14 protein-coding genes and 1 pseudogene are annotated in these 21,681 nt (G+C 59.6%); 14 read left to right on the forward strand and 1 reads right to left on the reverse strand.

What is annotated here, in order from left to right; all coding sequences use genetic code 11:
- The first annotated feature begins 21 nt into the window (after positions 1–21).
- The 4 genes and pseudogenes from AAEQ75_RS11075 to AAEQ75_RS11090 form a co-directional block, all read left to right on the forward strand.
- Positions 22–822 carry a thermonuclease family protein gene (locus AAEQ75_RS11075; protein ID WP_256837168.1) on the forward strand — a complete coding sequence of 267 codons (801 nt, stop codon included), beginning with the start codon at positions 22–24 and terminating at the stop codon, positions 820–822.
- The gene (locus tag AAEQ75_RS11080) at positions 819–2,255 is read left to right on the forward strand and encodes a M48 family metalloprotease (RefSeq protein WP_256837169.1); all 1,437 of its coding nucleotides are present in this window, start codon (positions 819–821) and stop codon (positions 2,253–2,255) included. The genes AAEQ75_RS11075 and AAEQ75_RS11080 overlap by 4 nt, the downstream gene beginning before the upstream one ends.
- Positions 2,256–2,359: 104 nt before the next feature.
- Entirely contained in the window at positions 2,360–3,628 is a 1,269-nt protein-coding gene (locus tag AAEQ75_RS11085; RefSeq protein WP_256837170.1) for a malic enzyme-like NAD(P)-binding protein, read from the forward strand.
- A gap of 111 nt (positions 3,629–3,739) precedes the next feature.
- Positions 3,740–4,630: pseudogene (locus tag AAEQ75_RS11090) on the forward strand (transposase); the annotation flags it as partial.
- Here the strand turns inward: AAEQ75_RS11090 and AAEQ75_RS11095 are convergent.
- Positions 4,594–7,002 carry a penicillin-binding protein 1A gene (locus AAEQ75_RS11095; RefSeq protein WP_430523463.1) on the reverse strand — a complete coding sequence of 803 codons (2,409 nt, stop codon included), beginning with the start codon at positions 7,000–7,002 and terminating at the stop codon, positions 4,594–4,596. The pseudogene AAEQ75_RS11090 and the gene AAEQ75_RS11095 overlap by 37 nt on opposite strands.
- A gap of 184 nt (positions 7,003–7,186) precedes the next feature.
- Between AAEQ75_RS11095 and AAEQ75_RS11100 the strand changes: the two genes are divergently transcribed.
- From AAEQ75_RS11100 to AAEQ75_RS11145, 10 genes are all read left to right on the forward strand, one after another.
- Positions 7,187–8,251, forward strand: coding sequence for a pilus assembly protein PilM (locus AAEQ75_RS11100; protein ID WP_017678539.1), 1,065 nt, complete (start codon positions 7,187–7,189; stop codon positions 8,249–8,251).
- On the forward strand, positions 8,251–8,826 hold the full coding sequence (locus tag AAEQ75_RS11105; protein ID WP_143504517.1) for a PilN domain-containing protein: 576 nt from the start codon (positions 8,251–8,253) through the stop codon (positions 8,824–8,826). Before AAEQ75_RS11100 ends, AAEQ75_RS11105 begins: the two co-directional genes overlap by 1 nt.
- On the forward strand, positions 8,823–9,449 hold the full coding sequence (gene pilO / locus AAEQ75_RS11110) for a type 4a pilus biogenesis protein PilO (protein ID WP_143504516.1): 627 nt from the start codon (positions 8,823–8,825) through the stop codon (positions 9,447–9,449). Before AAEQ75_RS11105 ends, pilO begins: the two co-directional genes overlap by 4 nt.
- Positions 9,446–9,970 carry a type 4a pilus biogenesis lipoprotein PilP gene (gene pilP / locus AAEQ75_RS11115; RefSeq protein WP_143504515.1) on the forward strand — a complete coding sequence of 175 codons (525 nt, stop codon included), beginning with the start codon at positions 9,446–9,448 and terminating at the stop codon, positions 9,968–9,970. The genes pilO and pilP overlap by 4 nt, the downstream gene beginning before the upstream one ends.
- Before the next feature lie 54 nt (positions 9,971–10,024).
- The gene (pilQ, locus tag AAEQ75_RS11120; RefSeq protein ID WP_343352368.1) at positions 10,025–12,115 is read left to right on the forward strand and encodes a type IV pilus secretin PilQ; all 2,091 of its coding nucleotides are present in this window, start codon (positions 10,025–10,027) and stop codon (positions 12,113–12,115) included.
- Between the two features lie 5 nt (positions 12,116–12,120).
- Positions 12,121–12,639: a shikimate kinase AroK gene (aroK, locus tag AAEQ75_RS11125; RefSeq protein ID WP_343348699.1), complete on the forward strand. Its 519-nt coding sequence runs from the start codon at positions 12,121–12,123 to the stop codon at positions 12,637–12,639.
- 51 nt (positions 12,640–12,690) lie between these two features.
- Positions 12,691–13,794, forward strand: a complete 1,104-nt coding sequence (gene aroB / locus AAEQ75_RS11130) for a 3-dehydroquinate synthase (RefSeq protein WP_343348701.1) — start codon at positions 12,691–12,693, stop codon at positions 13,792–13,794.
- 10 nt (positions 13,795–13,804) lie between these two features.
- Positions 13,805–15,343 (forward strand): AAA family ATPase, encoded by a 1,539-nt coding sequence (locus AAEQ75_RS11135; protein WP_343348703.1) that lies wholly within the window; start codon positions 13,805–13,807, stop codon positions 15,341–15,343.
- A 415-nt stretch (positions 15,344–15,758) separates the two neighbouring features.
- Entirely contained in the window at positions 15,759–20,207 is a 4,449-nt protein-coding gene (gene gltB / locus AAEQ75_RS11140) for a glutamate synthase large subunit (RefSeq protein WP_343348705.1), read from the forward strand.
- Positions 20,208–20,241: 34 nt separating this feature from the next.
- Positions 20,242–21,660 carry an FAD-dependent oxidoreductase gene (locus AAEQ75_RS11145; protein ID WP_143504509.1) on the forward strand — a complete coding sequence of 473 codons (1,419 nt, stop codon included), beginning with the start codon at positions 20,242–20,244 and terminating at the stop codon, positions 21,658–21,660.
- The last annotated feature ends 21 nt before the right edge of the window (positions 21,661–21,681 follow it).

Genomic DNA, 21,681 nt, shown 5'->3' on the forward strand with positions numbered 1-21,681 from the left:
CGAACGAAAACGGAATCTGGCATGCGCCACTCCGTGATACTGAAAAAGGCGTCCCTGGTGGGCGCCTTTTTCGTTTCTCTGCTTTGTGTGGACCTTGCTCAGGCCTTCTGCCCTCTACGCGCAGATCTCACCCAGGTCGCCGTGCGCCAGGTGGTCGATGGCGATACGGTGCGCCTGGCCGATGGGCGCAGCATTCGCCTGATCGGCATCAACACGCCCGAACTGGGGCGAAAAGGGCGCAGTGATGAGCCCTATGCGGTGCAGGCCAGGCGCCGTCTGCAGGCGCTGGTGGATGCCAGCGATGGTCGTGTCGGTCTGCTCTACGGCAAGCAGCGCAAGGACCGCTACGGCCGCACCCTGGCCCATCTCTACGATCGCCAGGGGCGCAATCTCGAAGCACAACTGCTCGGCGAAGGCCTTGGCTTCATGGTCGCCGTGGCGCCCAACAGTGCGCTGGTGAGCTGTCATGTACAGGCCGAACGGCAGGCGCGCAGCCAGCGCCTCGGCCTGTGGCGCTCTGCTCAGGTGAAGAGCGCCGGCCAGCTGAGTGGTGGCGGCTTCGCCTTGCTCGGCGGGCGGATCACCGGCGTGCAGCGCAATCGCGGCGGCCTCTGGATCGACCTCGATGGCGGTCGGGTTCTGCGCGTGGCGCCAGAGATGCTCGACGAGTTCGATGTGCATGCCTTGCAGAAGCTCAAGGGCCGGCGAGTGGAGGCGCGCGGCTGGGTAATCGACCGCCAGACTCGCGGTGGCTTGAAATCCGGTCAGGCACGCTGGATGCTGCCGCTTACCCATTCGGCGATGCTGGAGGTGTTGCCATGATGCGTGCATTGATGCTGTGTCTGTGCTGCAGCTGGCTGGCCGGTTGTGCGGTCAACCCGGCGACCGGTCGCACCGACTTCGTGATGATGAGCGAGCGTCAGGAGCTGGACCTCGGCGCGCGTTACAACCAAGAAATCCTCAAGCAATACCCGCGCTACGAAGACGCCAAGCTGCAGGCCTATATACAGCGCGTGGGCGAGCGGGTAGCGCGCAGCAGCCATCGCAACCAGCTCAACTACGTCTTCACTCTGGTGGACAGTCCGGACGTCAATGCCTTCGCGCTGCCGGGCGGCTACATCTATATCCATCGTGGCCTGCTTGCCTATCTCAACTCCGAGGCAGAGCTGGCTGCCGTGCTGGGGCATGAGGTCGGTCACGTGACGGCGCGTCATAGCGTGCGCCAGCAGAGTCAGTCCACTGCCTGGGGGCTGCTCGGCCAGGCTGCCGCCATCGGCACCGGTGTCGGCGCAGTGGGGGATCTGACCAGTGTCATGGGCAATGCCTTCGTGCGCGGTTACGGTCGTGACATGGAGCTCGAGGCCGATGGCCTGGGCGCGCAATACCTGGCGCGCAGCGGCTATGACCCGCAGGCAATGATCGAAGTGGTCAAGGTGCTCAAGGCGCAGGAGGATTTTGCCCGCGAGCAGGCCGCCCGGCGCGGTGAAGCCGCGACTGCGGGTGGTTATCACGGTCTGTTCGACACCCATCCGGACAACGATCGTCGTCTGCAGGAAGTGATCGGTCCGGCGAGCGCGCTGGTCGGCAGCAACCAGGAGGTGGGGCGTGACAGTTTTCTGCAGATGCTCGACGGCCTGGTGTTCGGCGATTCGGCAGCCAGTGGCATTCGCCGCGGGCGCCATTTCTATCACGGCGAACTGGACTTCACTCTGACCTATCCGCAGGGCTGGCAACTGGTCAATCGTCCCGATGTACTTATCGGCCATACCCAGGATGAGCAAGCCTTTATCGCCATGACGCTGGAGGCAGCGGACAAGCAGCTTTCGCCCGCCGAGTATCTGCGCCGGCGCGTTGGCAATCAGCGCCTGGTTGCTGGTGAGGAGCTGCGTCTGGGGGCGCTGCGAGGCTATACGGCGGTGTTGCAGGGGCAGTCGGCGCGCCGCGTGGCGGTGATTTATCGTGGCGACAGTGCGTACCTGTTCGTGGGGGCGGTGAAGGGGCGCGCTTCGCTGGAAACCGAGGACCAGCGTTTCCTCGAGGTCATCCGCAGTTACCGGCCACTGAAGGCGGCCGAACGCAAGCTGGCCGAGCCGGTGCGCCTGCGCTTGATGCGGGCCAAGGCGGGGCAGAGCCTGTCTACTCTGGCCAAGGACTCGCCGCTGCCAACTGATGGCGAGGCCCAGTTGCGTTTGCTCAATGGGTTCTATCCAAGCGGTGAGCCGCGCCCTGGCGAGTGGCTGAAAACGCTGCGCTAGTGCGGCGCTTCAATCGCGACCGAACGGTCTTGTGCAGGTGTATACAACTTGCGTATCCTCGGCCGCCTGCCCGTTCAACAGCCAACAAAAGCGGAAATGCCACTATGTCAGATCTAAAAACTGCCGCTCTCGAATATCACGCCCAGCCCCGTCCCGGTAAGCTGAGTGTCGAGTTGACCAAAGCCACTGCTACCGCCCGCGACCTGTCGCTGGCCTACAGCCCGGGTGTCGCCGAGCCGGTTCGCGAAATCGCGCGTGATGCCGAGCTGGCCTACCGTTACACCGGTAAAGGCAACCTGGTAGCCGTGATCTCCGACGGCACTGCCATCCTCGGTCTGGGTAACCTCGGCCCGCTGGCTTCCAAGCCAGTGATGGAAGGTAAAGGCGTACTGTTCAAGCGTTTCGCTGGTATCGACGTGTTCGATATCGAAGTCGACTCGGAAAGCCCGCAGGCCTTCATCGACACCGTAAAACGCATCTCCATCACCTTCGGCGGCATCAACTTGGAAGATATCAAGGCCCCCGAGTGCTTCGAGATCGAGCGCGCGCTGATCGAACAGTGCGACATCCCGGTCTTCCACGATGACCAGCACGGCACCGCTATCGTGACCGCTGCCGGCATGCTCAATGCTCTGGAAATCGCCGGCAAGACCCTGGAAGAGGCGAAGATCGTCTGCCTGGGCGCCGGGGCAGCCGCCATCTCCTGCATGAAGCTGCTGGTGAGCATGGGTGCCAAGGTCGAAAATATCTTCATGATCGATCGCAAGGGCGTGATCCATGCCGGTCGCGATGACCTGAATCAGTACAAGGCCGTGTTCGCCACCGAGACCGACAAGCGCACGCTGTCCGACGCTCTCGACGGTGCTGATGTGTTCGTCGGCCTGTCCGGTGCCAACCTGCTGAGCCCGGAAGATCTCAGCCGCATGGCGGCCAACCCGATCGTCTTCGCCTGCTCCAACCCGGACCCGGAAATCAAGCCAGAGCTGGCGCACGAGACCCGCAACGACGTGATCATGGCCACCGGTCGTTCCGACTACCCGAACCAGGTCAACAACGTGCTGGGCTTCCCCTTCATCTTCCGTGGCGCTCTGGATGTGCGGGCGACCCGCATCAACGAAGAAATGAAGATCGCCGCTGCCCTGGCCCTGCGTGATCTGGCCAAGCTGCCAGTGCCGCAGGATGTCTGCGACGCGTACGGCGGCATCAAGCTGGAGTTCGGTCGCGAGTACATCATTCCGAAACCGATGGATCAGCGCCTGATCACCGTGGTCTGCGACGCCGTGGCTAAGGCTGCCATCGAATCCGGTGTGGCGACTCTGCCGTATCCGAAGCACTATCCGCTGACCTCGGTGGAAGATGTGTTCAACGGCTAAGCCGGCTGAATGCACAAACAAAAACCCGCCTAGCAGACTGAGTGAAAACCTAGCAGTCTGAGAGCAAGCTGAAGACAATGCCTCTATCGGTCGATAGGGGCATTGTCGTTTATGGGCTATATCCAAGGTGAAGGTCGGCAACAAAGCAGCCTGTTTCCGCCGACATTGGAAGAGCTGGTTCCTGAGGATCATCTAGTTCGAGTCATCGAGGCCTATGTGGCTCGTCTGGATCTGAAGGTACTGGGGTTCAGCAAGGCTGAGCCGCTCAAGACTGGGCGCCCTGGCTACGATCCAGCTGATTTGCTCAAGCTATACCTATATGGCTACTTCCAGCGCATTCGCTCCTCTCGTCGATTGGAGGCGGAGTGCCAGCGCAATATCGAGGTGATGTGGTTGCTGGGTCGTCTGGCGCCGGACTTCAAGACCATCGCGGATTTTCGCAAAGATAACAGCATGGCCTTTCAGGCGACTTGCAAGGCTTTCGTCCAGTTCTGTCGCCAGGCGAGCTTGATCAGTGGGGAGCTGGTGGCCATCGATGGCAGCAAGTTCCAAGCGGTAGCTTCGCTGCGCAAGCACCTGAGCGTGGAGAAGCTCAAGCGTCAACAAGCGAAGCTGGAAAAACACATTGCCCAGTACCTGGCCCAGCTTGATGAGGGTGATGCACAAGACGCGCAAGAGACGATTGACCGGGCAGCGGTGAAACAGGCGCTACGCCAGCTACAGGATCGCCATGCCGATAACTTGACTGTAAAAGCGCTGATGGAGGCGCAGGGCCTGGAACAGTTCGTCGAAGGCGAAGCGGATGCCAAGAAGATGCGCTGCTCAGGCAAGAGTCCTTGCGCGGCCTACAACGTGCAGAGCGCTGTCGATGCCGAGCATGGCCTGATCGTGCATCACGAAGTGACCAATGACTGCACCGACAACCAGCAGTTGGAGCCGATGGCCAAAGCGACTCATAGTGCCGATCAGAACAGATCGATCGGCGCCATTTCGTCAGCCGGCAGCGGGCTGCCAGGAGCGCCCATGCCAGGCTCGAACTCACTCATCGGTGGTGGCGAGTCTTCGCTTTTGAACAGTTCGAAGTAGGCGTCCGGCGTGCCCGGTGCGGCAGCGCGGCCACTGACCGGGTCGACGCGCAGCGTCAGCAGACCTTTGGGTTCCTTGGGCAGATGGTTGGGGCGGTCCTTGAGTACCGCGCCCATGTAGCCCATCCAGATGGGTAGTGCGACGGTGCCGCCATACTCGTGGCGGCCGAGACTTTCCGGTTGGTCGAAGCCGGCCCAGACAGTGGTTACGTAGTCGGCGTTGTAGCCGGAGAACCAGCTGTCCTTGGACTCGTTGGTGGTACCGGTCTTGCCCGCCAGGTCGCTACGACCCAGTGCAAGGGCGCGGCGACCGGTGCCGCGCTTGATCACATCCTGCAGCATGCTGGTCATGATGTAGGCCGTGCGCTCGTCGATGATCTGCTCGGCTACCTTGGGCTCTTCCAGGGGCAGATCGTCGGCCGCGTTAACCGTCAGGTTGGCATTCTCCTCGGCCGGCTCGCTGCCTGGGACGCGCGCCGGGTTGGCGCGGAACAGCGGTTTGCCGTTGCGGTCATCGATACGTTCGATCAGGTAGGGCTCGATCTTGTATCCGCCATTAGCGAAGGTGGCCCAGCCCTCGGCGATTTCCATCGGCGTCAGGCTGGCAGTGCCGAGGGCCAGCGACAGGTTGCGCGGCAGGTCCTGCGGGGCGAAGCCGAAGCGCTCGATATAACGCAGGCTGCGGTCGATGCCCATGTCCTGCAGCAGGCGGATGGAAACCAGGTTGCGCGACTTGTACAGCGCTTCGCGCATACGAATCGGGCCGAGGAAGGTGTTGTTGTCGTTCTTCGGCCGCCATTTCTGCGACAGGTAGTCATCGGAGAGGATGATCGGCGCATCGTTGACCAGCGTCGCAGCGGTGTAGCCACTATCCAGTGCCGCACTATAAATGAAGGGCTTGAAGCTCGAGCCTGGCTGGCGCTTGGCCTGTACGGCGCGGTTGTAATTGCTCTGGTCGAACGAGAATCCGCCGACCAATGATTGAATGGCGCCGCTGTATGGATCGAGGGAAACCAGTGCGCTCTGCGCCGATGGGACCTGGGCGAAAAGCAGGCTGCCATCTTCCTGGCGCTGCACGCGCACGATATCGCCAACTTGGGCGACATCGCCGGGCTGCTGCGGGCGTGGGCCAAGGCTGTTGGTATTGAGGAAGGGGCGCGCCCACTTCATGCTGTCCCAGGCCACGGCCTGCTCTTCGCCGTTGCGGGTCAGCACCAGGATGCCGCTTTTCTCGACCTGGGTAACCACTGCCGGCTCCAGGCCGCCGATGCTGCGAAATTTGCCCAGTTCAGCGAGCCAGGTTTCACGTGTCATGCCTGGCAGGCGGCTCTCGGGGCCGCGGTAGCCATGGCGCTGATCATAGGCGATCAGTCCGTCACGTAGCGCGCTATTGGCCACTTCCTGCAGATTGCTGGGGACTGTGGTGGTGACGTTGAAGCCTTCCGTATAGGCCTCGCTGCCATAACGGCCGACCATTTCGGCACGCGCCATCTCGGCTATATAAGGTGCGCTCAGTTCTGGCGCGGGAACGTGATAGCGCGCGTCGACCACCTCGGCAAGCGCTTCCTCGTAGCTGGCCTGGTCGATACGACCCAGGCGATACAGACGGCCGAGGATCCAGTCGCGGCGCTCTTTGGCGCGAGTTGGGTTGACCAGTGGGTTGTAGCGCGAGGGGGCTTTCGGCAGGCCGGCGATCATCGCCATCTGTGCCAGGTTGAGGTCGCGGATCGATTTGCCGTAGTAGACCTGTGCGGCAGCTTCGATGCCGTAGGCGCGGTGGCCGAGGTAGATCTTGTTGACGTAAAGCTCGAGGATCTCGTCCTTGCTCAGCTCGCGCTCGATTTGCAGCGCCAGGAGAATTTCGGTGGCCTTGCGCGAGAAGCTGCGCTCGCTGGTGAGGAAGAAGTTCTTCGCCACCTGCATGGTAATGGTGCTGCCGCCGCTTTGAATCTGGCCGCTTTTCAATAATTGCGTGGCAGCGCGCATCAGGCTGGTCACATCGACGCCATAATGATTGGCGAAATTATCGTCTTCGGCAGCCAGCAGGGCGCTGATGAATTCCTTGGGGATTTCGTCGAAGCGGATGGGCGAACGGCGCATCTCGCCAAACTCGGCGATCAGCTTGGCATCGCTGCTGTAGACGCGCAGGGGAATCTGCAGCTGCACCTGACGCAGTGACTCGACGGACGGAAGGGTCGGGCTAAGATAAAGAAACGCGCCGCTGAAACTGAGCAACAGCCCACAAAAAACGGCAACGCAAGACCACCAGATGAACTTCAGCAGGCGTATCAAAATGTTCGGAATTCCAAGTAAAAGAATGAGTTAAGCAGGAGCCGAGGCTAAAAGGGAAAAGCTGATCACATTATAAGCGTTTTTTTTCCCGGGGAGCCATTTGCGCTTCTGTCAAGACTGATATTTAATGTGGAAAAACATAAATAGTCCGTAAGTCGCGGATGCCAATAGGAAAACGGTCGTGCTAGGGCTCTTCACTAAGAAAGCGAATACGCTGCTGGGGATCGATATCAGCTCGACTTCGGTCAAGCTCCTCGAACTGAGTCGCTCGGGAAGCCGCTACAAGGTAGAGGCTTATTCAGTCGAGCCGCTTCCACCTAACGCAGTGGTAGAGAAGAACATCGCCGAACTGGAGGGGGTCGGTCAGGCGCTCTCGCGCGTGTTGGCCAAGGCCAAGAGCGGCGTCAAGACGGCCGCGGTTGCTGTGGCTGGTTCGGCGGTCATCACCAAAACCATCGAAATGGAAGCCGGCCTTTCCGAGGATGACCTGGAAAACCAGCTGAAGATCGAGGCTGACCAGTACATTCCTTATCCGTTGGAAGAGGTTGCCATCGATTTCGAAGTGCAGGGCCCGGCGCCGCGTAATCCTGAGCGGGTTGAGGTGCTGCTGGCTGCATGCCGCAAGGAAAACGTGGAGGTCCGCGAAGCAGCCCTCGCGCTCGCCGGGCTTACTGCGAAAGTGGTCGATGTCGAGGCCTATGCCCTCGAGCGCGCTTACGGTTTGCTGGAGGCGCAGCTGGGTGGCGGTCACGATGAGTTGACCGTCGCGGTGGTGGATATCGGGGCGACGATGACCACGCTCAGTGTTCTGCACAACGGCCGCACCATCTATACCCGCGAGCAGCTTTTCGGTGGCAAGCAACTGACCGAGGAAATCCAGCGCCGCTATGGCCTGTCGGTCGAGGAAGCTGGTCTTGCCAAGAAGCAAGGTGGTCTTCCAGATGACTACGACAGCGAGGTTTTGCAACCGTTCAAAGAAGCTGTGGTTCAGCAGGTTTCGCGCTCGCTGCAGTTCTTCTTCGCCGCCGGGCAATTCAATGATGTCGACTACATCCTCCTGGCTGGTGGTACCGCGTCCATTCCTGACCTCGATCGTCTGATCCAGCAGAAGATCGGTACGCAGACGTTAGTGGCCAATCCCTTTGCCGATATGGCGCTGAGCAGCAAGGTCAATGCCGGTGCGCTGGCCAGTGATGCGCCGGCACTGATGATTGCCTGTGGTCTGGCGATGAGGAGTTTCGACTGATGGCGCGGATTAACTTACTTCCCTGGCGTGAGCAGTTACGCGAGGAGCGCAAGCAGCGGTTTTTGGTTACGTTGGTCGGCGTCCTTGTCGTGGCGGCTGGTGTTGTCTTTCTGGGCGATCAACTCCTCAACGGTGCTATCGAGCAGCAAAATGCGCGTAATGAGTTCATAAAAAGAGAAATTGCAGTGCTTGATGCGCGGATCAAGGAAATCAGTGAGTTGAAAGCGCGCCGTCAGCAATTGCTGGAGCGCATGAAAATTATCCAGGATCTTCAGGGGAACCGACCCATCATCGGGCGTGTGTTCGATCAGTTGGTTCGAACTCTGCCTGATGGTGTGTACTTTTCCAGCGTGAAGATGGTCGGCAAGAAGATCGATATTCTGGGTGCTGCAGAGTCGAACAACCGTGTCTCCAACCTCATGCGCAACTTGGATGCTTCTGAATGGCTGAGCGCGCCTAACCTGACTCAGGTAAAGGCCACTACGGCAGGTGCACTGGATCAGGCAAATGTCTTTCAGCTGAGCGTTCAACAGACTCAGCCTGCGGTAGAGGACGTTGAGGGTAATAAAAAATGAGTCTGGCCGAATCCATTGAAAGTCTGCGCAAATTCGATCTGAATGATCTTGATCTCAATAACGTGGGCTCTTGGCCTGGTGCAGTAAAAGCCATTGTATTTGCCTTGTTTTTTGTGCTGGTGCTAGGTGCAGGTTATTACTTTCATTTAAGTGATCTTCAAAGTGATCTCGAGCGTGTCACGTTGGAAGAGGATAGCCTGAAGCAGCAGTTTTCCATTAAAGCATCTCAAGCCGCCAATCTTGACGCCTACAAAGAGCAGATGAAGGAAATGGAAGTTTCCTTTGGCGCGTTGTTGAGTCAGTTGCCAAGTGATACCGAAGTGCCTGGCTTGCTCGAAGACATTACCCGCACAGGGCTTGGCAGTGGTTTGGAATTTGAAGAGATCAAATTGCTTCCCGAGGTCACGCAGCAGTTTTATATTGAACTGCCGATTCAGATGGCCGTGCTGGGCAGCTATCACGATCTGGCCACTTTTGTCAGTGGTGTTGCAAGTCTTCCTCGCATCGTGACGCTGCATGATTTTGAGATTAAGCCATTTGAGAAAGATGGGTCTTCTTCTGCGTTGCGAATGACTGTTCTGGCAAAGACTTATCGTTATAACGATAAGGGGCTTGAAAAATGAAAGCATTTAAGCTGTTTTTCTTGATTTGTTGTTCGGCAGGCTTGGCTGGTTGCGGTAGTGGCGATTTTGCCGATCTGCAGGCTTTCATGGATGAGGTTCGCGCCAGGCCCAAGGGAGCAATCGAGCCATTGCCAAAGGTTCCAGCTTATGAGGCCTTCACCTACAGCGCTGCTTCTTTGCGTAGTCCTTTTCAGCCACCGGTCAAGGTAGATACGGTGAGTCGTACCAAGGGCGCCCCAGAGGTTCGCCCTGATGAAACCAGGGTCAAACAATTTCTCGAAGGTTTCAATATCGAACTGTTCGAAATGGTGGGGAGCCTTTCGAACGAAAGTGGCTTTTTCGCGCTTGTAAGTGGTGCCGGAGGGGTTCACCGGATCAAGGTGGGTGACTATTTGGGGCGAAATCACGGGCGTGTAATTGCCGTTGATGAGGCCAAGATCGATGTTGTCGAAATAGTACCGGATGGTGATCAAGGTTGGCTCGAGAGGCCGCGAAGCCTAACGCTCAAAGAGCGCTCATAACTGGCGGGAACCTATATGAAAAATAATTTTCAGTCTGCACAATGGAAATATGTAATGAACAACTCGTTCTCGCGGCTCGGCCTTTCTGTTGCGGCTCTCTTAATGTCGCCAGCGCTGCTGGCTGCAAGCCTGAACAGTGTGGATGTCGCCGCTCTGCCAGGGGATCGTGTCGAGCTGAAGCTGACTTTCGATGAGCCTATTGCAGCGCCTCGCGGCTACACCATCGAGCAGCCCGCGCGTATTGCCCTTGATTTACCCGGTGTTTCCAATCGTCTGGGTAGCAAAAATCGCGAAATTGGAATGGGTAACGCACGTAGCCTGACTGTTGTCGAGGCCAAGGATCGTACGCGTTTGATTGTCAATCTGACCAATCTCACGCCTTATACCACTCGCGTCGATGGCAACAACCTGTTTGTCGTCGTGGGTGATGGTCCGGTATCTGCTGTTTCGACTCCGGCAGTAGCGAGCCCTGTTGCGGTGGCGCCCGCGCCAGCTGCTCGAGCTGTTGCAGGCGTTCGCGCGGTCAGCGATATTGACTTCCAGCGAGGTGAGCAGGGCGAGGGTAATATCGTAATTTCCTTGTCCGACCCAAAAATCAGCCCTGATGTTCAAGAGCAGGGCGGTAATATTCGTATTGATTTTCCCAAGACTCAATTGCCAGAGTCTCTGCGTGTACGCTTGGATGTAAAGGATTTCGCTACGCCCGTACAGTTCGTTAACGCCAGTGCTTCAGCTGATCGCGCCAGTATTGTCGTCGAGCCAACGGGCCTCTATGACTACCTGGTTTTCCAGGCGGACAATAAGCTGACTATCAGCGTCAAGCCTCTTACCGAAGAGGATGCGGTTCGGCGTAACGCAGACCGCTTTACCTATACCGGTGAAAAGCTTTCTCTGAACTTTCAGGATATTGATGTTCGCTCGGTTCTGCAGCTGATTGCCGATTTCACGGATCTGAATCTGGTTGCCAGTGATACGGTTCGTGGAAACATCACCTTGCGATTGCAGAATGTGCCTTGGGATCAGGCGCTGGATTTGGTGCTCAAGACCAAGGGCCTCGATCAGCGCAAAGTCGGCAATGTGCTGATGGTTGCGCCGGCAGATGAAATCGCTGCCCGTGAGCAGCAGGAATTGGCTGTGCAGAAGCAGGTTGCCGAGTTGGCACCGTTGCGCAAGGACATCATTCAGCTCAATTACGCGAAAGCATCCGATATCGCCAAGCTCTACGAGGAGGGGTCATCGGGCACGTTGAAGGACGATATGCGTGGCTCGGTAATTTTCGATGACCGCACCAACAATCTGATCGTGACCCTTACTCAGGAGCGTATCGACGAGCTCCGCCGTATTGTCACCCAACTGGATATCCCGGTTCGTCAGGTGATGATCGAGGCTCGCATTGTTGAAGCGAATGTCGATTATGACAAGTCGCTGGGTGTTCGCTGGGGTGGGAACCTCAGCTCGGGTAACTGGAGTGCGCGAGGCAAGAATGGCAACCTCACTTTGGGTGAGGAAACTGATGGCGTGCAGCAGATCGATATTCCTTTCAATACGCCCTTCGTTGATCTCGGGGCCAGCGGAAGCACTTCTGGTATTGGTATAGGTTTCATTACCAACAATACTGTGCTCGATTTGCAACTCAGCGCTATGGAAAAGTCGGGCTCCGGAGAGGTTGTGTCCCAGCCCAAGGTTGTAACTTCCGACAAGGAAACGGCAAAGATCCTCAAAGGCACTGAAGTGCCTTATCAGGAGGCGAGTTCCAGTGGTGCAACCAGCACTTCTTTCAAAGAAGCTGCTTTGTCGCTCGAGGTGACGCCGCAGATCACGCCTGACAACCGTGTGCTGATGGAGGTCAAGGTTACCAAAGATGCGCCTGACTTTTCTGTTGCTTCCTCCACGGGTGGTATCCCTGCCATTAGCAAGAACGAGGTCAACGCTAAGGTTCTTGTGGCGGATGGCGAGACCATCGTGATCGGTGGCGTGTATTCCAATACCCAGTCCAAGTCGGTTGACAAGGTACCGTTCCTGGGTGATCTGCCCTTTATCGGTCGGGTATTCAAGCGTGATCTGGTTCAGGACAGGAAGGCGGAATTGCTTGTATTCCTCACTCCGCGCATCATGAACAACCAAGCCATTGCCGTGAACCGATGACCTAAGTGCGGAATGTAATCCTCGTTGGCCCGATGGGAGCTGGAAAGAGCACCATCGGGCGTTTGCTTGCTAAAGAACTGCGTTTGTCTTTCAAGGACTCCGACAAGGAGATCGAGCAGCGTACCGGTGCCGACATACCCTGGATATTCGATGTCGAGGGTGAGCAGGGCTTTCGTGAGCGGGAGCAGGCGGTGATCGCCGAGCTCTCGATGCAGGACGGTCTTGTGTTGGCCACCGGCGGTGGGGCGGTCATGCGCCCGGAGAATCGCCAGGCTCTGCATGCGGGGGGGCGAGTCGTCTACCTGCACGCTTCTGTGGAGCAGCAGATCGACCGCACGTCGCGTGATCGCAATCGCCCGCTACTGCGCACGGCCAATCCGTCTCAGGTGCTCAGGGATCTGATGGCCATGCGTGATCCTCTATACCGAGAGGTCGCCGATATCATCATCGAGACGGATGAGCGTCCGCCGCGTATGGTGGTTCAGGAAATTCTCTCGCGTCTGGACGCCTTGTCGCCCCGTTAAAGCGCGGGGCGAACTGCGCTATCCTAGTGGCCTTTTTCTCCTGGGGGCCTCATGCAGACTCTTCACGTTGATCTCGCTGAACGCAGCTATCCCATTTATATCGGTCAGGGGTTGCTGTCTCGCCCTGCACTGCTCACGCAGCACATAGCTGGTCGGCAGGTGGCAATCGTGACCAATGAAACCGTCGCGCCGCTGTATCTGCAAGCGCTGCTGCAGGTGCTCGAGGGCTATAACGTTACCTCTGTGGTGTTACCCGACGGTGAGGCGTTCAAGAACTGGGAAACCTTGCAGCTGATCTTCGATGGCTTGCTGAGCGCCCGGCATGATCGCCGCACCACTGTCGTGGCGCTTGGTGGTGGTGTGATCGGTGATATGGCAGGCTTTGCTGCAGCCTGTTATCAGCGTGGTGTCGATTTCATCCAGGTCCCGACGACCCTGCTTTCGCAGGTTGATTCCTCAGTGGGTGGCAAGACTGGCATCAATCATCCGCTGGGCAAAAACATGGTAGGTGCCTTCTACCAGCCCAAAGCCGTTGTGATCGACACGAGCAGTCTTGATACCTTGCCTGTTCGCGAGTTGTCGGCTGGCCTTGCCGAAGTCATCAAGTATGGCCTGATCTGCGATGAGCCCTTCCTGACATGGCTGGAGCAGAATATGCCGGCCTTGCGTGCGCTCGATCAGCAGGCGCTCACCTACGCTATCGAGCAATCCTGTGCGGCCAAGGCGCGTGTCGTCGGTGCTGACGAGCGTGAGTCTGGAGTGCGCGCCACCCTGAATTTGGGGCACACCTTCGGTCATGCCATTGAGACCGAGCAGGGCTATGGTGTTTGGCTGCACGGCGAGGCCGTTGCCGCCGGAACGGTGATGGCGCTGGAAATGTCCTATCGCCTGGGCTGGCTATCGGCAGCGGATCGCGACCGTGGCGTACGCCTGTTGCAGGCGGCCGGGCTGCCAGTGGTGCCGCCGCAGGATATGACGCCTGCGCAATTCCTCGAGCATATGGCAGTGGACAAGAAGGTGCTCGATGGTCAGCTGCGTCTCGTGTTGCTAAAGCGTTTGGGTGAGGCTGTAGTGACTGCCGACTACCCGCGTGAAATTCTCGACGCCACGCTGCGTAGCGATTACGCCGCGCTGGCTCAGTCGTCCAACTCTTGAAGAGTGATCCATGACCAGTTTGCATGCTGACGAAGCTTTCCTGGCGCATTACCAGTTCAGCCACGACCCCTTTACGCCACGAGTGCCTGGCTTCAAGTTCTTCCCGGCGCAGCGCAAGCCGGTATTGGGGCAGTTGCATCACCTGGCGCGCTACAGCCAGCTACTGCTGGCTGTGATCGGGCCGCAGGGTAGTGGCAAGACCCTGCTGCGCCAGGCGTTGGTTGCCAGCACCAACAAACAGGCAGTGCAGAGTGTGGTCATTGCTCAGAGCGTGGTTGGTAGCGATGCGCTGCTGCGTCAGATTGCGCAGGGGCTTTCCGTTGCGAATGCTGACGTGCGTTCGATTCTGGCGCAGGTCGGGCAGCTGGCGTTGACCGGGCAGGAAGTGTATTTGCTGATCGATGATGCCGATCAACTGGACGACTCTGCGCTGAAGAGCGTTCTGGCTCTAGCTGCCGGAAACTCCGAAGGGCGGCCTCATGTATTCCTGTTCGCCGAACATGAATTGCTCGATCGTCTTGAGGCGCTGAGTGGTGGCGAGGAGTCCTATCACGCCATCGACTTGCAGCCTTATGGTGAGGATGAAACTCGCGAGTACCTCGCTCAGCGCCTCGAAGGTGCGGGTCAGGACATCGAGGTGCTGACGGAGGAGCAGATCGAGGACATCCATCAGCGTTCAGGTGGTTGGCCGGGATTGATCAATACCGAAGCGCGAGAGCTTTTGGTTGAGCGGATGTTGGCTCAGCGCTCTGAAGGGCGTAGTGGTGGTTTCTCGTTTGCACTGCCGAAGAAGCACATGCTTGCTCTGGGTGTTGTTGTGCTGGGAGTGGCCGCTGCTTGGCTGATGCAGGGGCGTGATTCGCGGCCTGCTGAATCACCGGCCGGTGCGTCGGTACCGCTGCAATCTACCGAGGCAGTCGCCGCTGGTGAGGCTGCTGCCGAAGTGCCGGCACCTGCTCAGAAACCTGCCATCGAGTTTGCCGGGAATAGCCAGCCATTGCCGCTGCCGCTGGTTGGTGAATCGCAGGCAGTCATTCGCCAGCCGTTGGCTGAGGCTGCGGGTGAGGAGTTGGATGATTTCGAGCCGCCAGCTTCGCCTGCTCCTTCGACAGTTACCACTCCAGCGGCTCCAATCTCTGCTGCACCTGCACCTGCACCTGCACCTGCACCTGCACCGAAGGCGCCCGAGCCAGTTGCGGTAAAACCACCGGTCTCGGCGCCGGCTCCGTCCCCAGCCCCTGCCAAGCCTGCAGTATCGAGCGCGGCAAGTGGCAACTGGTATGCGCAACAGCCTGCCTCGCGGTTCGCTCTGCAGGTCGCGGGGTCGCGCTCTGAGGCCAATATCCAGGCGCTGGTTCGTGAAGGTGGTAGTGAATATCGCTACTTCAAGAAGATCCACCAGGGCCAGCCGTTGTACGTGCTGACCTATGGTAGTTTCGCCAGTCGCGATGCAGCGCAGGCTGCGGTGAGGTCCCTGCCTGCCAAGCTTCAGGCGGGCAAGCCTTGGCCGCGAACGCTGGGTAGTATCCAGCAGGAGATGAGCCGCTAGTCGCCTCCCTGGCGCACGCTTCCCTCGACTGTCTTGAGGTTTAGCGCTTTGTCGAGTGTCATGTCGGGCGATTCGGCATGGCATTCGCAATGATTCGGTTCCTTATATTCAGGCGACATTCCTGTGCATAGGGATGCGATGGCACGACCTGTTTTGGTGCGCCAAGTGCACCTTAAAATACGTAATGCTCGAAAATGGTGCACCAATAACACTTGGTTGCAATCTTATCCTTCGCCTTGGCGGCATTGGCTTTCAAAAAAGCGACATAAAAATTGTGAGGCTCAGGGTGGCTATGTACAATGCCCTCCCCCTTTTGCCCGCGAAAGGCTGGCCCGTGTCCGCTGCTCAGGGGCCAAGTGATTGAATTAGAAAGTAAATTGCCTGACACAAAGGCAACCTGGTGAGAGTTCCCCCTATGAAAGCAGGTTTGTTCCGTCCTGATGAGTTCAAGGATAACTGCGGCTTCGGCTTGATCGCCCATATGCAAGGTGAGCCTAGTCATCACCTGCTCAAGACCGCTATTGAGGCCCTCACCTGCATGACCCACCGCGGCGGTATCAACGCCGACGGCAAGACCGGTGATGGCTGTGGCCTGTTGATCCAGAAGCCTGATCAATTCCTGCGTGCGATCGCCCAGGAGCAATTCGGCGTCGAACTGCCCGGGCAATATGCCGTGGGCATGGTGTTCTTCAATCAGGATTCGGCCAAGGCCGAAGCCGCGCGCGAGAACATGAACCGCGAAATCCTCGCGGCCGGCCTGCAACTGGTGGGCTGGCGCAAGGTGCCGATCGATACCAGCGTTCTCGGCCAGCTGGCACTGGAGCGCCTGCCGCAGATCGAGCAGGTGTTCATCGGCGGCGAAGGTCTATCCGACCAGGAATTCGCCATCAAGCTGTTCAGCGCCCGTCGTCGCTCGTCGGTGGCCAATGCCGACGACAGCGATCACTACATCTGCAGCTTCTCGCACAAGACCATCATCTATAAAGGTCTGATGATGCCGGCGGACCTGCAGCAGTTCTACCCGGACCTGGGTGACGAGCGTCTGCAGACCGCCATCGCGGTCTTCCACCAGCGTTTCTCCACCAACACGCTCCCGAAGTGGCCGCTGGCACAGCCTTTCCGTTATCTCGCGCACAACGGCGAGATCAACACCATCACAGGCAACCGCAACTGGGCGCAGGCTCGTCGCACCAAGTTCGCCAACGAGCAGATTCCCGATCTCGACGAACTGGGCCCGCTGGTCAACCGCGTCGGTTCCGACTCCTCGAGCATGGATAACATGCTCGAACTGATGGTCACCGGTGGTATCGATCTGTTCCGTGGCCTGCGCATGATCATTCCGCCGGCCTGGCAGAACGTCGAGACCATGGACGCCGACCTGCGCGCGTTCTACGAATACAACTCCATGCACATGGAGCCCTGGGATGGCCCGGCCGGCGTGGTACTGACCGATGGTCGCCATGCCGTGTGCCTGCTCGACCGTAACGGTCTGCGCCCGGCACGTTGGGTCACTACCAAGAACGGCTACATCACCCTGGCGTCGGAAATCGGCGTGTGGGATTACCAGCCCGAGGACGTCATCGCCAAAGGCCGTGTCGGCCCGGGGCAGATCCTCGCCGTCGACACCGAGACCGGCCAGGTGCTGGACACCGAGTCCATCGACAGCCGCCTGAAGTCGCGCCACCCCTACAAACTGTGGCTGCGCAAGCATGCTCAGCGCATCAAGGCGACGCTGGAAGACCGCGACCATGGTTCTGCCTTCTACGACCCGGATCAGCTCAAGCAGTACATGAAGATGTTCCAGGTCACCTTCGAGGAGCGTGACCAGGTGCTGCGCCCGCTCGGTGAGCAGGGCCAGGAAGCCGTCGGCTCCATGGGGGATGACACGCCGATGGCGGTGCTCAGCCAGCGCGTACGTTCGCCCTACGATTACTTCCGCCAGCAGTTCGCGCAGGTCACCAACCCGCCGATCGACCCGCTGCGCGAAGCGATCGTCATGTCCCTGGAGATCTGCCTGGGCGCCGAGCGCAACATCTTCAGCGAGTCGCCGGAGCACGCTACCCGCGTAATCCTCAGCAGCCCAGTGATCTCGCCGGCCAAGTGGCGCGCGCTGATGAACCTGGATCGCCCAGGCTTCGACCGTCATGTCGTCGACATGAACTACGACGAGTCGCTGGGTCTGGAAGCTGCCGTGCGCAACATGGCTGACCAGGCCGAGGAAGCCGTGCGTGCCGGCAAGGTGCTGCTGGTGCTGACCGACCGTCACATCGCTCCTGGCAAGCTGCCGGCGCATGCTGCGCTGGTCACTGGTGCCGTGCATCACCGCCTGACCGAGAAAGGTCTGCGCTGCGACTGCAACATCCTGGTGGAAACCGCCACCGCGCGTGATCCGCACCACTACGCCGTGCTGCTGGGCTTCGGGGCCTCGGCGGTCTACCCGTTCCTGGCTTATGAAGTGCTGGGCGACCTGATCCGCACCGGCGAAGTGCTGGGCGATCTGTACGAAGTCTTCAAGTACTACCGCAAGGGCATCTCCAAGGGCCTGCTGAAGATCCTGTCGAAGATGGGTATCTCCACGGTCGCGTCCTATCGCGGTGCGCAACTGTTCGAGGCGGTCGGCCTGGCCGACGAAGTCACCGAACTGTGCTTCCGGGGTGTGGCCAGCCGCATCCAGGGCGCGCGTTTCGTCGATATCGAAAGCGAGCAGAAGCTGCTGTCCCAGGAGGCCTGGAACAACCGTAAGTCGATCCAGCAGGGCGGCCTGCTCAAGTTCGTCTACGGTGGCGAATACCACGCCTACAACCCGGACGTGGTGCGCACGCTGCAGGACGCGGTGCAGCAAGGCAACTACGAGAAGTACAAGGAATACTCGAAGCTGGTCGACACCCGTCCGGTGTCGATGATCCGCGATCTGCTCAAGGTCAAGGAATCCACTGCGCCGATCAGCCTCGACGAAGTCGAGCCGCTGCAGTCGATCTTCAAGCGCTTCGACGCCGCCGGCATCTCCCTCGGCGCGCTGTCGCCGGAGGCGCACGAGGCGCTGGCCGAGGCGATGAACCGCCTGGGTGGTCGCTCCAACTCCGGTGAGGGCGGCGAAGACCCGGCCCGCTACGGCACCATCAAGAGCTCGAAGATCAAGCAGGTGGCCACCGGCCGCTTTGGCGTGACCCCGGAATACCTGGTCAACGCCGAAGTGCTGCAGATCAAGGTGGCCCAGGGCGCCAAGCCCGGTGAGGGCGGCCAGCTGCCGGGTGGCAAGGTCAACGGCCTGATCGCGCGTCTGCGTTATGCGGTGCCGGGCGTGACCCTGATCTCGCCACCGCCGCACCACGACATCTATTCGATCGAAGACCTGGCGCAGCTGATCTATGACCTCAAGCAGGTCAACCCGAAGGCGCTGGTGTCGGTCAAGCTGGTGGCGGAAGCCGGTGTCGGCACCATCGCTGCCGGTGTGGCCAAGGCCTATGCCGACCTGATCACCATTTCCGGCTACGACGGCGGTACCGGCGCATCGCCGCTGACCTCCATCCGCTATGCCGGTGCGCCTTGGGAGCTGGGCCTGGCCGAGACCCATCAGACCCTGCGCGGCAACGACCTGCGCGGCAAGGTGCGGGTACAGACCGACGGTGGTCTGAAGACCGGCCTCGATGTGATCAAGGCAGCCATCCTCGGTGCCGAGAGCTTCGGCTTCGGTACTGCGCCGATGGTGGCCCTGGGCTGCAAATACCTGCGCATCTGCCACCTGAACAACTGCGCCACCGGCGTGGCCACGCAGAACGACAAGCTGCGCAAGGATCACTTCATCGGCACCGTCGAGATGGTGATGAACTTCTTCACCTACGTCGCCGAGGAAACCCGCGAGTGGCTGGCCAAGCTGGGCGTGCGCAGCCTGGAAGAGCTGATCGGGCGTACCGACCTGCTCGAAGTGCTGCCGGGCGAAACTGCCAAGCAGGGCAACCTGGATCTGTCGCCGCTGCTGGCCAGCGCGCATATCCCGGCTGACAAACCGCAGTTCTGCCAGGTGCCGAAGAACCCGCCGTTCGACGAAGGCCTGCTGGCCGAGAAGATGGTGGAAATGGCCAAGGACGCAATCGCCAACAAAACCGGTGGTGAGTTCGAGCTGAACATCGGTAACTGCGACCGCTCCATCGGTGCGCGTATTTCCGGTGAGATCGCCCGCGTGCATGGTAACCAGGGTATGAATGACGCGCCGATCACCTTCCGCTTCAAGGGCACTGCCGGGCAGAGCTTTGGCGTGTGGAACGCTGGTGGTCTGCACCTGCGCCTGGAAGGCGACGCCAACGACTACGTGGGCAAGGGCATGACTGCGGGCAAGATCGTTATCACCCCGCCTGCCGGCAGCCCGTTCGCCACAGAGGACAGCGCCATCATCGGCAACACCTGTCTGTACGGTGCCACTGGCGGCAAGCTGTTCGCCACCGGCACCGCAGGTGAGCGTTTCGCCGTGCGTAACTCCGGTGCCCACGCCGTGGTGGAAGGTACTGGCGACCACTGCTGCGAGTACATGACCGGCGGTTTCGTCTGCGTACTGGGCAAGACCGGCTACAACTTCGGCTCGGGCATGACCGGCGGCTTCGCCTACGTGCTCGACCTGGACAACGGCTTTTACGACCGCGTCAACCACGAGCTTGTGGAAATCCAACGCATCAACAATGAAGCGATGGAGGCTTACCGCAGCCACCTGGAAAGCGTGCTGGCCGAGTATGTCGAGGAAACCGGTAGCGAGTGGGGCCAGAACCTGCTGGAAAACCTGGACGATTACCTGCGCAAGTTCTGGCTGGTGAAACCGAAAGCGGCCAGTCTGAAGTCGCTGCTGTCCAGCACCCGTGCCAACCCGCAATAAGAATGCGCCTGAAGTGGTTTGATGAGGTAATGCAATGACTGAACGTCTGAATAACGACTTCCAGTTCATCGAAGTCGGGCGCAAAGACCCGAAGAAGAAACTGCTGCGTCAGCGCAAGAAGGAATTCGTCGAGATTTACGACAACTTCAAGCCGGCGCAAGCTGCAGACCAGGCGCATCGCTGCCTGGGCTGCGGCAACCCGTATTGCGAGTGGAAGTGCCCGGTGCACAACTTCATTCCCAACTGGCTGAAGCTGGTCTCGGAAGGCAACATCCTGGCCGCCGCCGAGCTCTCGCACCAGACCAACACCCTGCCGGAAGTCTGCGGCCGCGTGTGCCCGCAGGATCGCCTCTGCGAAGGTGCCTGCACCCTCAATGACGGTTTCGGCGCGGTGACCATCGGTTCGGTGGAGAAGTACATCACCGACACCGCCTTCGCCATGGGCTGGCGCCCGGACATGTCCAAGGTCAAACCGACCGGCAAGCGCGTCGCCGTGATCGGCGCAGGCCCGGCTGGCCTGGGCTGCGCTGACGTGCTGGTGCGCAATGGCGTGACCCCGGTGGTGTTCGACAAGAACCCGGAAATCGGTGGCCTGCTGACCTTCGGCATTCCCGAGTTCAAGCTGGAAAAGACCGTGCTCAGCCGCCGCCGTGAAGTCTTCACCGGCATGGGCATCGAGTTCCGCCTGAACACCGAGATCGGCAAGGACGTGACCATGCAGCAACTGCTGGATGAGTACGATGCCGTATTTATGGGCATGGGCACCTACACCTACATGAAGGGCGGCTTCCCGGGTGAAGACCTGCCGGGCGTCTATGACGCGCTGGACTTCCTCATCGCCAACGTCAACCGCAACCTCGGTTTCGAGAAGGCGCCGGAAGACTTCATCGACATGAAGGGCAAGCGCGTCGTGGTGCTGGGCGGTGGTGACACCGCGATGGACTGCAACCGCACCTCGATCCGTCAGGGCGCCAAGGCCGTGACCTGCGCCTACCGTCGTGACGAAGAGAACATGCCGGGCTCGCGCAAGGAGGTGAAGAACGCCAAGGAAGAGGGCGTGAAGTTCCTCTTCAACCGCCAGCCCATCGCCATCGTTGGCGACGGCAAGGTGGAAGGCATCAAGGTGGTCGAGACCCGTCTCGGCGAGCCGGATGCCCGTGGCCGCCGCAGCCCCGAGCCGATCCCCGGTTCTGAGGAAGTCATCCCGGCGGAAGCCGTGCTGATCGCCTTCGGCTTCCGTCCGAGCCCGGCGCCCTGGTTCGAACAGTTCGAGATCCAGACTGACAGCCAGGGCCGCGTCGTTGCGCCCGAGCAGTCGCAGTTCAAGCACCAGACCAGCAACCCGAAGATTTTCGCCGGTGGCGACATGGTGCGCGGTTCCGATCTGGTGGTGACGGCGATCTTCGAAGGCCGCAACGCCGCCGAAGGCATCCTGGATTACCTGAACGTCTGATTTCGTCAGTTAGCGTACGAG

Source organism: Pseudomonas sediminis (genome assembly GCF_039555755.1).
Lineage (GTDB): Bacteria > Pseudomonadota > Gammaproteobacteria > Pseudomonadales > Pseudomonadaceae > Aquipseudomonas > Aquipseudomonas mendocina_D.

What these genes read in the sequence shown, in the direction of transcription:
- AAEQ75_RS11080 (WP_256837169.1), top strand. Translation starts at nt 819, where the DNA reads ATGATGCGTGCATTGATGCTGTGTCTGTGCTGCAGCTGGCTGGCCGGT.
- gltB (WP_343348705.1), top strand. Translation starts at nt 15,759, where the DNA reads ATGAAAGCAGGTTTGTTCCGTCCTGATGAGTTCAAGGATAACTGCGGC.
- AAEQ75_RS11075 (WP_256837168.1), top strand. Translation starts at nt 22, where the DNA reads ATGCGCCACTCCGTGATACTGAAAAAGGCGTCCCTGGTGGGCGCCTTT.
- AAEQ75_RS11135 (WP_343348703.1), top strand. Translation starts at nt 13,805, where the DNA reads ATGACCAGTTTGCATGCTGACGAAGCTTTCCTGGCGCATTACCAGTTC.
- aroB (WP_343348701.1), top strand. Translation starts at nt 12,691, where the DNA reads ATGCAGACTCTTCACGTTGATCTCGCTGAACGCAGCTATCCCATTTAT.
- AAEQ75_RS11145 (WP_143504509.1), top strand. Translation starts at nt 20,242, where the DNA reads ATGACTGAACGTCTGAATAACGACTTCCAGTTCATCGAAGTCGGGCGC.
- pilO (WP_143504516.1), top strand. Translation starts at nt 8,823, where the DNA reads ATGAGTCTGGCCGAATCCATTGAAAGTCTGCGCAAATTCGATCTGAAT.
- AAEQ75_RS11105 (WP_143504517.1), top strand. Translation starts at nt 8,251, where the DNA reads ATGGCGCGGATTAACTTACTTCCCTGGCGTGAGCAGTTACGCGAGGAG.
- pilQ (WP_343352368.1), top strand. Translation starts at nt 10,025, where the DNA reads ATGAACAACTCGTTCTCGCGGCTCGGCCTTTCTGTTGCGGCTCTCTTA.
- AAEQ75_RS11085 (WP_256837170.1), top strand. Translation starts at nt 2,360, where the DNA reads ATGTCAGATCTAAAAACTGCCGCTCTCGAATATCACGCCCAGCCCCGT.
- pilP (WP_143504515.1), top strand. Translation starts at nt 9,446, where the DNA reads ATGAAAGCATTTAAGCTGTTTTTCTTGATTTGTTGTTCGGCAGGCTTG.